Origin of the sequence: Moorena sp. SIO3I8 (assembly GCF_010692325.1) — a bacterium.
GTDB lineage: Bacteria > Cyanobacteriota > Cyanobacteriia > Cyanobacteriales > Coleofasciculaceae > Moorena.
In genome coordinates, this window is the sequence record NZ_JAAHHW010000003.1 from 53,264 (window position 1) to 65,985 (window position 12,722).

Annotated in this window: 12 protein-coding genes; 4 read left to right on the forward strand and 8 right to left on the reverse strand. The window is 45.3% G+C overall.

From position 1 onward, the window contains the following. Positions 1-354: 354 nt before the first annotated feature. From F6K51_RS02090 to F6K51_RS02100, 3 genes are all read left to right on the forward strand, one after another. Entirely contained in the window at positions 355-540 is a 186-nt protein-coding gene (locus F6K51_RS02090) for a hypothetical protein (protein ID WP_293017654.1), read from the forward strand. Between the two features lie 105 nt (positions 541-645). Then, positions 646-1,971 carry a PilT/PilU family type 4a pilus ATPase gene (locus F6K51_RS02095; protein WP_293017655.1) on the forward strand — a complete coding sequence of 442 codons (1,326 nt, stop codon included), beginning with the start codon at positions 646-648 and terminating at the stop codon, positions 1,969-1,971. Positions 1,972-2,109: 138 nt separating this feature from the next. Continuing rightward, positions 2,110-3,057, forward strand: coding sequence for a circadian clock KaiB family protein (locus tag F6K51_RS02100; protein ID WP_293017656.1), 948 nt, complete (start codon positions 2,110-2,112; stop codon positions 3,055-3,057). A 74-nt stretch (positions 3,058-3,131) separates the two neighbouring features. Here the strand turns inward: F6K51_RS02100 and F6K51_RS02105 are convergent, their stop codons facing one another. The 7 genes from F6K51_RS02105 to F6K51_RS02135 all read right to left on the reverse strand — a co-directional run bounded on the left by F6K51_RS02105 (position 3,132) and on the right by F6K51_RS02135 (position 11,739). Next, positions 3,132-4,850: an ABC-F family ATP-binding cassette domain-containing protein gene (locus tag F6K51_RS02105; protein ID WP_293017657.1), complete on the reverse strand. Its 1,719-nt coding sequence runs from the start codon at positions 4,848-4,850 to the stop codon at positions 3,132-3,134. 432 nt (positions 4,851-5,282) lie between these two features. Continuing rightward, positions 5,283-7,214 carry an ABC-F family ATP-binding cassette domain-containing protein gene (locus F6K51_RS02110; protein ID WP_293017658.1) on the reverse strand — a complete coding sequence of 644 codons (1,932 nt, stop codon included), beginning with the start codon at positions 7,212-7,214 and terminating at the stop codon, positions 5,283-5,285. A gap of 399 nt (positions 7,215-7,613) precedes the next feature. Next, positions 7,614-8,456 (reverse strand): prohibitin family protein, encoded by an 843-nt coding sequence (locus tag F6K51_RS02115; protein ID WP_293017660.1) that lies wholly within the window; start codon positions 8,454-8,456, stop codon positions 7,614-7,616. A 135-nt stretch (positions 8,457-8,591) separates the two neighbouring features. Further along, a complete protein-coding gene (locus tag F6K51_RS02120; RefSeq protein ID WP_293017662.1) occupies positions 8,592-8,738 on the reverse strand; it encodes a hypothetical protein in 147 nt (48 codons plus the stop codon). Positions 8,739-8,899: 161 nt separating this feature from the next. Then, positions 8,900-10,609 carry an ATP-binding protein gene (locus F6K51_RS02125; RefSeq protein ID WP_293017664.1) on the reverse strand — a complete coding sequence of 570 codons (1,710 nt, stop codon included), beginning with the start codon at positions 10,607-10,609 and terminating at the stop codon, positions 8,900-8,902. Between the two features lie 17 nt (positions 10,610-10,626). Continuing rightward, on the reverse strand, positions 10,627-10,776 hold the full coding sequence (locus tag F6K51_RS02130; protein ID WP_293017666.1) for a hypothetical protein: 150 nt from the start codon (positions 10,774-10,776) through the stop codon (positions 10,627-10,629). 171 nt (positions 10,777-10,947) lie between these two features. Next, on the reverse strand, positions 10,948-11,739 hold the full coding sequence (locus F6K51_RS02135; protein ID WP_075901234.1) for a glutathione S-transferase family protein: 792 nt from the start codon (positions 11,737-11,739) through the stop codon (positions 10,948-10,950). A gap of 1 nt (position 11,740) precedes the next feature. Here F6K51_RS02135 and F6K51_RS02140 point away from each other — a divergent pair, with 1 nt between their 5' ends. Continuing rightward, positions 11,741-11,890 carry a hypothetical protein gene (locus F6K51_RS02140; RefSeq protein WP_293017671.1) on the forward strand — a complete coding sequence of 50 codons (150 nt, stop codon included), beginning with the start codon at positions 11,741-11,743 and terminating at the stop codon, positions 11,888-11,890. Here the strand turns inward: F6K51_RS02140 and F6K51_RS02145 are convergent. Further along, positions 11,885-12,640, reverse strand: a complete 756-nt coding sequence (locus tag F6K51_RS02145) for an MBL fold metallo-hydrolase (protein ID WP_075906796.1) — start codon at positions 12,638-12,640, stop codon at positions 11,885-11,887. The two genes, F6K51_RS02140 and F6K51_RS02145, sit on opposite strands and share 6 nt — an antisense overlap. Positions 12,641-12,722 lie beyond the last annotated feature (82 nt).

The following is a 12,722-nucleotide window of genomic DNA, read 5'->3' on the forward strand; positions in this document are numbered from 1 at the left end:
GTTTTATCATATTAAGCATAATTAATGATAATTACGCATAATTACTCATATTAGGTATTTGTGATTAGGTATTTGTGATTAAGACTTCCCCCCCGTCCCTTGGTCAACCCTAATCTTAGGGGTGCTTTGAATCTTAGGGGCGCTTTGCTTGCGCCCTCACGGCTTGGTCTGGGCCCTCACGGTGATCTTAAATCTGGTTTTGAGCAGGGGAGAGGGTTTTAGAGTTTTTGCTGCTTACTCAAAAATAAACAATCACAAACAATAACAAACAATTAGATGGTGACAGCTAAGGAATTTCAAAACATACATAGTCCTATAAACACATCACCTCATCACCATTTATAGCTCGAAGACATGAAATTAGTGTATAGCGTTTCTTATACTTATCAGGTACACTCAATTTTCCTACCCCGACTCCCTACTGCCGACTCCCTACTCCCTACTCCCTACTCCCTACTTCCTACTCCCTACTCCCTACTCCCTACTCCCTACTCCCTACTCCCTACTGCCATTAACCCAGGACGAAAATCCCTTACCTAAGGTAGAACTGTTATAAGTTATACTCAACCCTAACTGTTGGGAAAACTTAATGTAAGAGTTTGTAAAATAAATTCTCGTAGCCCAACTGTAGTTGGTAGTTGAAAGATGACAGACCCACAGCGTTCACCCCGCATTGCACCAGCACCACCGCCTTTGAATGTAGCGTCTAGACCAGTATCTGCTCAAGGCAATCAATCAAGACCTGCACAACCAAGAGCCATGGCTCCAAGAAGCCGTCAAGCCGGTGCCCCAGTAGCCTCACGCCCTCGCCCTGTGGCCACAGCAGCTCAGAATTCAGCCACTAAGGTCCAAGCCAAACCATCCGCCAATCAGCACCAGCAGACACCCAGTAACATCGGTCTGCCTCCTGGACAGTCAAGCTTAGAAAGCATTGTCCGTCAGGCCTTTGAGAAAGGAATTTCTGATATTCATCTAGGTGTTGGTGAAACTCCCCGTTTCCGGAATCGTGGGGAAATGGAGCCAACGGAGTATCCAGTCACAGATCAGGCAACATTTAGCTGTTGGCTCAAGGAAATACTGACTGATGAAGAAATCCGACGCTTTAGAGAAGAGTTGGAATTTGATGGGGCAACTCAGTACGAGTTTAGTCGGGTCAGGATTAATATCTTCGATAGTCTTCTTGGTCCTGCCATGGTCTTGCGGATTATTCCCCTGAAGATATTGACCCTTGAGCAGTTGCGGTTGCCTGCAATCCTGAAAGATGTCTGTCACTACCATAAAGGTCTCATTTTGGTCACCGGTCCGACAGGTTCCGGAAAATCTACCAGCATGGCCGCCATGATAGACTATATGAACAAAGAGATGCCGCGACATATAATTACCATTGAAGACCCCATTGAATTTATCCACCAAAGTCGGAAATCTCTGATTAAACAGCGGGAAGTAGGAATGCATACCCGTAAATTTGACCGGGCCTTGAAAGCTGCTTTGCGGGAAGACCCCGATGTGATTCTGATTGGGGAAATGCGAGACCGAGAAACAGTCAATACAGCTCTGAAGGCTGCTCAAACTGGTCATTTGGTCATGGGTACTTTGCATACCAACAGTGCGGTCAAAACCATTGAGCGGATTCTCAATCTCTACAATCCAGAAGAACAGCCTCCCATGCGGGTGGCTATATCAGAAGCCCTAGTGGCAGTGATTTCCCAAGGGTTGTGTCGTACTACCGATGGCAAGCGTGCTGCTTTCCATGACATCCTGATTAATACTGAATCCATTAAGGATTACATCCTCAAGGGCAAATACGAAGAAATTGAACAACTGATGGCGGACAGTGAATTTGACGGTATGGTTACTGTAAATAAATCCTTGTTCGCTCTTTACCAAGAGGGGCGTATTACTGAGGAAACTGCCTTGGAAAAGTCACCCACTCCCAACGAGATCGCAATGATGTTGCGCGGTCGGATCTAGGGATTAGCCACACTTGTATTAGGGATTAGGAATTAGGGATCAACACTTAACCCCTAATTCCTAATCCCTAACCCCTAAAACCATTACCTAAAACCTAACACTTAAAGTATTAAAATAATTTTGACATAGTACTAGCATATGCTGGATGAAACCCCCTCGCCCCAACTGTTTAAAGGTATTGCTATATTTACACCAGGGGAAGATCTAGTATATAGCATTGACTTTAATAAGCAGAGTCACTGGCATCTGCATCTGTGTGCGAGTTTACAGGAAATACTGGGGTTACCAGAGCCACCTCATTTTTTAGTCCCGGGATATACTGCCACCATTGATCGGTGGATGGACTCTCAAACCAATCAGTTGCGCATGTCAGCAGAAATTCATTGGTTGGTGCAACATCATCAGGCATTGTTAAATGCAGTATTTGGCACAGACAACCTGATTTGGCAAGTAGCCCCTTGGGAGGAAGAGTCCTGTGACCCGGCGGTGCTAGAAACTTATCGCAATCAGTTTCCCCAACTCTGGGAAAACCATGACTTGATCCTGCGCATTGACCGCCCAGAGCCATTATCCTACTGCGATACAGAAGACGTTTTGCCAGAAAGGGTTACTAACCAAAACTCTGGCAGATCTTCACCTCAGGAGCATTTGAGAGCTATGGAAAAGCTGCCCGTTTTATCTAAGTCTACCACTGATAGTACAGACTCACTGACTGTCACCGATGTCACCAAACCTGATTCTTTATCCAGGATATCCTTGCCTGATGTGTCTCACTCCCAGGCACAACCTACCCATAGCTATGTCCTGCGTTTGTTCGTTTCCGGACATAGTACAGAAACTGAGTATACTCTCAAGAGTCTATACCAGTTGTTAGAGAATCATTTAGGTCATCCCTATACCCTAAAAATTATTGATGTTTTCAAGCACCCAGAACTGGCAGAAACTGATCAGATCTCGGCTACACCAACACTACTCAGAGTATGGCCCGAGCCTGTCCGGCGGATTATCGGTGATTTGAATGATATTGATCAGGTATTGCAGAGATTAACCAGCAATATAGTTAACTCCTCAGCACTTAAGCAATAAGCTTTTAATCGGTAATTTTAATCGGTAATAGCTCATATAGCAGTTCTCAATTTGGTATTGAGAACTGCTATATGTTACTTTTGTTTAGCAGCAGCTTTCTTTTTGGTCTTTTTGGTCTTTTTGCTAGCATTGGCAGCTTTTTTAGCCGCTTTGGCCGCAGCGATCGCTTTTAACCGAGCTTCTTCTTTTTCCTGGGCAATCTTTTCGAGATAGTAGTGGTAATCTCCCAGATAGGTGCAGAATTCGCCATCCCGAATTTCCACAATTTTGTTTGCCACTTTCGAGATAAAATAGCGGTCGTGGGAAACAATAATTACTGTACCATCATAGGCCGCGAGTGCTTCCTCCAACATTTCTTTGGCTGGGATATCCAGGTGATTAGTAGGCTCATCCAGAATTAGTAAATTAGCGGGAGAAAGGAGCATTTTGGCTAAGGCCAGGCGGGCTTTTTCGCCTCCACTAAGGGACTCAACCTTTTTATATACCGTGTCCCCAGTAAACAGAAACCGTCCCAATAGGGTACGCACTTCCTGATTTTTCCAGTCTGGGACTTCATCATGGATGGTTTCCATGACCGTTTTGCTTAATTCTAGGGCTTCTGCTTGATTCTGCTCAAAGTAACCAGGAATGACATTGTGTTTGCCCAGTCCTACTATTCCTTCTGTGGGCTGTTCCATTGCCATGATCATCCGAAGTAAGGTGGATTTACCGCAACCATTGGGACCGATGAAGGCTATGCGATCGCCCCGTTCAATCAACAAGTCTGCTCCCAGAAATAAAATCTTGTCATCATAGTCATGGACTAAATCCTTGATTTTGACTACCTCAAGACCACTACGAGGGGCATCAGGGAATTGGAATTTGAGGGTTTTGAGATTAGCAGTCGGGGCTTCTATCCGTTCAGTTTTTTCTAATTGTTTCTCTCGGCTTTTGGCTTGGGTAGACCGGGTTGCACTAGCACGGAAACGCTCAATAAAGGCTTGCTGCTTCTCTATTTCCTTTTGTTGACGCTCGTAGCTACTCAGTTGAGCTGCCTGCATCTCGGCTTTCTGCTGCAGATAAGCTGAGTAATTGCCTAGGTAGGTAGTCGAGACACCCCGTTCGGTTTCTACAATTTGGGTGCAGAGGCGGTCAAGAAACTCCCGGTCGTGAGATACTATTACCATTGGGGTCTTCAGACCCTTGAGATACTTTTCTAACCATTCGATGGTTTCCAAGTCAAGATGGTTAGTCGGCTCGTCCATCAGTAGGACGTCTGGCTTCTGGAGCAGGATTTTGCCTAAACTCATGCGCATTTGCCAGCCACCACTGAAAGCACTCACTAAGCGATCGCTATCCTGTGGCTCAAATCCCATCTCTGGCAAGATCTTGTCAATTTTTGCTTGTAAGCCATAACCATCAAGGGCTTCAAATTGGCGCTGCCACCTATCTAGCTTTCTAATCAGTCCTTCTAATTCTGCTTCATCAGCCATTTCCATGGCGTTTTGCACTTGTAGCATTTCCTCGTGTACGTGGTTAGCTTCCTTAAATACCGTCCAGAATTCTGCTGAGACCGTGCGGGTTGGGTCTACTTCAAATTCTTGGGTGAGGTAAGCGATATGAAGACTGGCAGGACGGATAACAACGCCGCTGGTGGGTTCCATCTCTCCAGCAATAATTTTCAGTTGGGTAGATTTCCCGGCACCATTGACGCCAACTAAGCCAATGCGATCGCCTGGTTTAACTTCCCAGTTGACATCCTTTAGAACTTCGCCAGTGGGGTATACTTTACTAATGTGTTCGAGTCGCAGCATTAAGATGTCTCCAAGGAAAATTTTAGCTGGGGACTTTTAGTCCTGATCCCAAGTTGCTGTCGGGTTGACTACAGAAGTTTGGTTGACAGGTATTCCCCTGTTCCTTTGACCATTAGTCCTTCTCAGTTTTCCCGTCTACAGCAGATTATCCCTGGAAACCGCCACCTACAGTAGACCTCTTGCATCAATGGTGCCAAGCCCCGATTATCCCCTGCCCAGACTTGGGGAGCTAGGGGGGCAAAAGGATGATTGATGCAATAAGTCTAGTGATAGAGTTTACGATCCAGGATGTTTTCGGTTATCGTAACAAAAATTAATCATGTCTGGTAGTACCCGAAAGTCAAGGGAATAGGGAACTTCAGCTCGGGTAACCGGGAACATTAATCTACTCTGTCAGCAGAATCCCCGCGTCTAATGACCGGGGAGTATCAACTAAGATTCCCGTTCCGCCAACTCCATCCAACGCTCAGTTGCTGTATCAATTTCCTGAGTCAATGCCTCTAAGGTCTGATAAAGTTTCTGGACTTCACTGGTGTTTTTGGGAGGGGATTGATAAAGGGTTTTCTCCAACTCAGCTTTCTGAGCTTCCAGTTGGGGAATCTGACTTTCGAGTTGATCAAATTCCCGCCTTTCCCAATTAGACAGCCGACGGGGTTTGCTATTACTCGATGATTTTTTATTGGACGCCTCGACCTTAGAGGATTCAGGCTTTTTACTTTGAGTCTGAGCCATCTGTTGGGCTAGTTTTGCCTCTTCTTCTCGCTTTTTATCGATATAAAGGGAATAATTACCAGGATACTGACGTATGTTACCCTCAGATTCAAAGGCAAAGATTTTATCGACGGTGCGGTCTAGGAAATAGCGGTCGTGGGAGACTATAATCACACAACCATTAAACCCCTCTAGATACTCTTCCAGTACAGCTAGAGTTTGTACATCTAAATCATTAGTGGGCTCGTCAAGAATAAGTACATTGGGAGAACTCATCAGTACTTGCAACAGAAACAAGCGACGTTTCTCACCACCGGAAAGCTTATGAATTGGTGCATACTGTTGGGTGGGAGGAAATAAGAAACGCTCCAGCATCTGTGAGGCAGTAATCAATGTGCCATCAGCGGTTGTGACATACTCTGCTACGTCTTTTAGGTAATCAATTACTCGCTGATTTTGATTAAGAGCTTCGAGCAAATCCTCTGAATGCTGGTCAAAGTAACCGATATAAATGGTAGACCCAATTTCAACGTTACCAGAATCGGGCTGAATGCGTCCAGTAATAATATCCATTAGGGTAGATTTCCCTACCCCATTGCCACCAATGATGCCAACTCGGTCATCGGGACTAAATTCGTAGGTAAAATCTTTGACCATAATTCTACCGTCATAGCCTTTAGAAACATTGTCTAACTCAATGACTTTCTTGCCAATTCGACGACCAGGGGTAGAAATTTCCACTTTACCCTGAGCTTGTTTAAACTCCTTGGCTTGCATGTCGTGAATACGGTCAATTCGAGCTTTTTGCTTGGTACTGCGAGCCTTTGGCCCCCGTTTGAGCCATTCTAACTCTCGGCGCAATACCCCTTGATGTTTCCGTTGAGTACTGATGGCTGATTCTTCAGCTAAGGCTTTTTTCTCTAAATAGTAGGAATAGTTGCCAGAGTATGTATACAGGTCTCCCCGGTCAATTTCGATAATCCGGTTGGTGACCTGGTCTAGAAAATAGCGGTCGTGAGTAATCAGTAATATTGCTCCACGATAACTATTTAGGTAACTCTGTAACCACTCTACGGACATGGCATCGAGATGGTTTGTTGGCTCATCCATTAACAATACTTCTGGTTCCGCTAGCAAGGCGGCTGCTAATGCAATCCGTTTACGATAGCCACCAGACAACTGACCAATGGGAGCATCAAAATCAACTATTCCTAATTTACTTAGAATAATTTTTGCTTTTGTTTCCAGTTCCCAAGCTCCTGTGGCATCCATCTGCTGGGTTACACTTGAGAGCTGTGCTAGCAGTTGGTTATCCTCGGGATTGTGAGCCAATTTCTGGGAAAGTTCTTCATACTCACGAATCAGAGTCATCTGCTGACCACTATCAGCAAATACTTGCTCTAAAACGGTGTTATTGTCATCTAAGTCTGGTTGTTGGGGTAAGTAAACAATTTTAGTTTTGGGATTAATGGAGAGTTGACCAGCATCAATGGGCTCAAGACCAGCAATTATTTTTAATAGGGTGGATTTACCTGAACCATTAGTGCCAATTAGACCAACTTTATCCATAGGATCTAGACTAAAGCTAGCTTCTTTCAGGATTTCTTTAATCCCAAAGTCTTTGCGAACGGATTGTAGGGTGAAAATACTCATGGAAACTTTATAGGAAAGGGAATAGGGAGTAGAGAGTAGGAAGTAGGGAGTAGGGAATAGGGAGTAGGGAGTAGGGAACAGAAATATGTCTTATATCAAGTCTGGTTGAATACCATAATTAAGGGGCGGGGGCGCGGGGAGATGGGGAGATGGGGAGATGGGGAGATGGGGAGATGGGGAGATGGGCGAGGTTTTTATTAAGGGTAATTATCCTGACATGATATTAAGCTTTACTTCGATTGCTATCAATTGATTTTTAAAAAACCCGTTTTCTATCTAGAAAACGGGTTTTTGTAGTTGTAATTTAACTACTAATACTCAACTGCAAACTATCAAAGGTCTCACTAGTAACTAGCATTAAATTAAAGAGTTTTTGATAATTTTATTGACATTTTGATGCTATTGAGGTACGTTGTTTAGGTCAAAGATAAAGGGAACACTGCTATTCCTATCACCACCAATAACGAGAACTTTAGGCATCTGAGCCCCACCTTCTCGCCAAGCTGCGATCGCTTCTTTCTGGAGCACTAGTTCACCCCCTTGAGCTTTGAGGGTTTCGGCCAAAAGTCGTTGGGCTTCTGCTTTACCCTGAGCGCGATTAATTTCTGCTTGAGCTTCTTGCTCAGCCTGCTGTGCTATATAGACAGCTCGTTGGGCTTGTTGTTCAGCTACCTGTTTTTCTTCAACTGCCTTGGCAAATTCCCTAGAAAAATTCAGGTCAATCACACTAGTATCCAATACTTGGACATCATACTTGGCTAACCGTTCGCCCAAAGCCTTATCAAAATCTTCCTTTAACTGACTCCGTTGGGTAATCGATTCTTCAGCAGTACGAAGGGCGGCAGCAATTTTAAATGACTCTTGAGTCTGAGGGGCAATAATTGTCGCCACTAGATTCTGTAGAGTTCCTTGTTTTCGCCTGATGCTAACCACTTGACTGGGATCGAGGCGGAAGTTGATGGCAAATCGAGCGGTCAAATCCTGAAGATCCTTTGTGGAACTCTGGGCTGGGACTTCAAACTTCTGTACGGTGACATCATACACATCGACTATAGAGACGAAGGGCAGTTTGAAGTGGATACCTTCAAGCAGAGCGCCATCTCTAGCTTTACCCAAAATACTAAGGACTCCAGCCTGACCAGGATTGATGATTACAAAACAATTAAAGGTGAGGAGAATAACTAATGCTGCGATAATCCCCCCCACTAAAGATTGCCAATTTTGTGGATTTTGGTTCCTCAAGTTTTAATCTCCTTTTAAATTATCCCCCGGATGAATCACAGGGGAATTAAGCCCTGATGTTACCAGATAGGGCATTTGCTAGATATCGTAAGCCTTATGGCATCATATCTTCAGCATACTAGAAAAGTTCGTCTATCAGCTATCAGCTATAGCAAAGGGAACAGGGAACAGCGGATCTGGGAACAGGGAGTAGGGAGTAGGGAGTAGGGAGTAGGGAACAAAATTCTCAGCAATTCCTACACGGATTGCTATATTAGCTATCAGCTTATGGGCTACGCCCACGCTACACCGAACAGCTTATGGGTCACACAGGCTAGAAGCCTGTGCCACGCTAGTTGAGGTGCCACGCTAGTTGAGGTGCCAAAGGCCAACGGCTGACCACTGACCACTGACCACTGACCACTGATAGCTGACCGCTGACCGCTGACCACTGACGGCTGATCTCAAAACCCTATATCTTCCCTAGCTAATTGGGCGGCTAAAAATACCTCTTGATCGGACTTTTGTTGCCAATCTAGCTCCCCAATTTCCTGATAAAATTGTTGATCGTAAGCACGAGTCTTGACTACGACTGGCATTGGTACGGCATGTCCTAAAATCAAGGCTTGTTGCTTAGAATCGAGCTTGGCTAATACCGAACGCAAACTTTGGCCACCAGACACCCCAGTAAAAATTGCTTCAATATCTTTATCATCATTTAGCAAACAGGTAATCCGAGTTCCAATTTGAGACATGACTTCGTTATCAATTCCAGAAGGACGCTGGTCTACGACTAACAAGGTTACAAAATACTTGCGCATTTCACGGGCAATAATCCCAAAAATTGTTTGCCTTACTGTGGCTGGATCTAGGAAACGGTGGGCTTCTTCAATGGTAATCACTAGGGGACGGGGGCGATCGCTGGCATTTTTTGACTGCAAAAATATCTCGGCTTTTCTGACATAACTGCTATGAATACGACGGGTAATTAAATTAGTAGCTAACATATAGGAAAGCATGTTGGATTGGGAACCGAATTCTACGACAACATGCTTCCCAGCATCGAGAGATTCTAAAATTCGCTTGACATAATTATGGGGACAAGCACTACGGATATATTTTAATTCATCCAATCGGCTTAATTTGCGCTGTAATGCCATAATTGAGGACTTGTTGCCTCGTTTGACTTCGCAAAATTCCTGGATTTCTTCATTGGTCATGGATAGCAGTTGCACAATCCAGGATTTGCCAAATTCATTGCGTAAAATAATGGCATTTTCTAGACTAGCTTCAGAAAGATTTAACTCTCCTCGGACTAGGTTGATATCTTCTACTTCAATCTGGTCATAACTCAGATAAAGCTCTTGGGCATCCCGAATCCCTCGTCGTCTGGTGGATTCTGGGTCGAGGGTATAAACTTGTACCTGGGATGGAAAAAGCTGGCGCAATCCTTTGACTGTACTAAATTGTTTCCCTTCCGATACGGCTTCCCAGCCATATTCCGAGTGCATATCAAAAATTAAATTTACTGCTGCTTGCCTACGGATAATCCCAGATAGCAGTAGCCGAGTTAGAAAGGATTTACCGGTGCCAGATTTACCAAAAACCCCGTTACTGCGTTCTACAAACCGATCTAAGTCAATGCATATGGGGACTTCCATGTCAAGGGGTTGACCAATGGAAAAATTCCGGCGATGGGGGTCATCTTCTGAGCCAAAGACTGCCCGAAAATCCCGTTCACTGGCATCGTATACTTGAGAAAAATGGCTGGGAATTGTTTTTACTGGTAACAATTCCATCTCTTCGCTACTTTGAGCTTGAAAGGAGCCTAAGGGACTTTTTCCATTTAGTTCCACTGGCGGTTGTGACTGGGATTTTTGTGGCGTAAACATTAGCATCGGGGTTAAATTAATCGTACCGTAGGTGCCACTACCTGCGAGTACATCCCGTAGAAAGTCATCATTGGGATTAGGAGGATTAACCAGAATCCGCTGACTGGAGGTTCCCAAAGAGACATCGGTGAGCATACAGAAGAAACGCGATCGCATTCCCTGAACCACCAGAAATTTCCCCACTCGCATATCTTCTACGGAGACATCGGGGTGTAATCGCACTTCCAATCCAGCAGACAGAGAGCCTTGAATAACTGAACCTAAAGGTTGACTTAAATCCATTACCACAATTGCCAGGACTATTGCAATGCTAAATCATTTGGGTTATAGGGAGTAGGGAGTAGGGAGTAGGGAGTAGGGAGTAGGGAGTAGGGAGTAGGGAGTAGGGAGTAGGGAGTAGGGAGTAGGGAGTAGGGAGTAGGGTGCGTTAGGGGTGGGATTGCCATCATATTCAAGGTCCAGCGCCAGTAGCCCCGTAACGCACCACTTTTCTAGGCAATAGGCAAGCTAGCAAGCTAGTCCGCCCCGTAACGCACCATCGGGTCAAACTGACCACTGACCACTGACGGCTGACCGCTGACTGCTAACCGCTGACGGCTGACCGCTGACGGTAAATCTGATTAATCAATCTCAATTGATGTGGGTTGAGAATCACTGGGACTATCGGAAACTAAAGGTTTGCGATAATCAGCATAAATGCGATCGCGCCAAGCAAAAAAGGTTTCATAGAGGTTACTATCGGCAAAGCCAGGAATCCCTTGACCTTTATATTGCTGGGGGATATCGAGATAATTCCCATCGGGGAATTTCAGGAGCAGACTTAAACCGGCTACGGCAAAATCTGCTAAGCAAGGGGAGTTGCTGACTAGATAAGGACTATCCAGGAGCAATAGACTCAAGGCTTCTAGGTCTTGCTTGAGACCATCTTTGGCTTCCTTGACGGCATCAGTGCCACAACCGACACCAAACCCTAGAATATCTAAAAATTCCGAGGGTACGGAACCAACTACTGTTTTGAGCACATCCGGGGTTTGGTTCGGTAAGACCGATTTGCGGAAGTCGGGATTTTGACTCAATGCGCCATAGACCACTTTCCGGCTCTTGGTACCAATGGATTCATCTGCCCATTCTTCGATCAGTAAGCAGAGTCCTCGTTCTTTGGGATCGCTGGGGATGATGGGTTTGTCGGGATATTTGCGATCCAAATACATTGCGATCGCAGTGGAATCGCTAATCACGGTATCCCCATCTTTTAGCACTGGTACCTTACTTTGACCAGACAGTTGGAATAGTTCTAACTGTCCTACTCCTGGGGTTACCTCAATTTTCCGATAGTCCAGCTCTTTGTAATCCAGAATCAGTCGTACTTTCTCTGAGTATTGGGACAATTCAAATTGATACAACTCCAGCATTTTGGATCTCCTAGCTGTTGATGTGGGACACTATGATACTGTAGCGTTTTCACATTCCTCTTCCCACACTTCCCACACTTCCCACACTTCCCACACTCCCCCTTCTCTTCTCCCGATTCCCGATTCCCGATTCCCGATTCCCTTCCTATAACTCCAACGAAACCCCTACTTTGGGAGTGATGACTTTGGTAGGCAGGTTCTGCTGGAGGAGTTGCGATCGCAATTCTTCGAGACTCCCCACTTCCCGCAGCACAGAAGCCAAAACCCCTTGATACTCTACAATTTCATCGGCTGCTGTGGGCAGAAAGACTTGGGGTTGTAACCATTGCGCCAACTGCAGTGCTGTTTTATGGCCTTGAATGACTGGCCCTAGTAACGGTAATTCTAAGGTCACGGCTGGGCTAATCACGATATCAACTGGGGCATAATCCTTGACTTCAGCAGGGGGATAGCCATGAGGTTCGTAGTAAAGACTTTTACCACTATCCAACTGCTTGATCAGATAGGCATTTTCCTGCTGGAATGGACCAATGGGTGCTCCTGGCAAGGCTCGGATTTCTATGTGATCTCCTAACGGAACACTTTCACCAGCAGTAAGGGTGGTTACCTGGGTATAACCTAGCTGTTTGACTACCTTTGTTGCACTAGTAGAGGCAACCACTGGAATAGTTTTGTCTAATTTTTCCAAGGTTGGCGTATGGGCGTGGTCCTCTAAGCCTTGGGAGAGCAAAATTAGGTCAATTTTATCGGGAATGCTGTTAAGTGCTTCCGGTTTGTCCCCTTTAAAGAACCAAGGTTGGTTGCCAAAGACCAATGAACCCACTAACCAGGGGTCAATCAGAATTCGTTGCTCTGGGAGTTCCAGTAGCCAGCTGTTTGCGCCGAAATGGGTGAGATACATACCAGTCAGAGAAGCTTCTTTTGCCTTAACCAAAACTACGATAACGCTTTTTAGGGAATCGGGAATCGGGAATCGGGAATCG

Coding starts and splice junctions, on each gene's coding strand:
- F6K51_RS02090 (WP_293017654.1), top strand. CDS start 355: ATGAAATTAGTGTATAGCGTTTCTTATACTTATCAGGTACACTCAATT.
- F6K51_RS02095 (WP_293017655.1), top strand. CDS start 646: ATGACAGACCCACAGCGTTCACCCCGCATTGCACCAGCACCACCGCCT.
- F6K51_RS02100 (WP_293017656.1), top strand. CDS start 2,110: ATGCTGGATGAAACCCCCTCGCCCCAACTGTTTAAAGGTATTGCTATA.
- F6K51_RS02105 (WP_293017657.1), bottom strand. CDS start 4,850: ATGCTGCGACTCGAACACATTAGTAAAGTATACCCCACTGGCGAAGTT.
- F6K51_RS02110 (WP_293017658.1), bottom strand. CDS start 7,214: ATGAGTATTTTCACCCTACAATCCGTTCGCAAAGACTTTGGGATTAAA.
- F6K51_RS02125 (WP_293017664.1), bottom strand. CDS start 10,609: ATGGATTTAAGTCAACCTTTAGGTTCAGTTATTCAAGGCTCTCTGTCT.
- F6K51_RS02130 (WP_293017666.1), bottom strand. CDS start 10,776: ATGATGGCAATCCCACCCCTAACGCACCCTACTCCCTACTCCCTACTC.
- F6K51_RS02135 (WP_075901234.1), bottom strand. CDS start 11,739: ATGCTGGAGTTGTATCAATTTGAATTGTCCCAATACTCAGAGAAAGTA.
- F6K51_RS02145 (WP_075906796.1), bottom strand. CDS start 12,640: ATGTATCTCACCCATTTCGGCGCAAACAGCTGGCTACTGGAACTCCCA.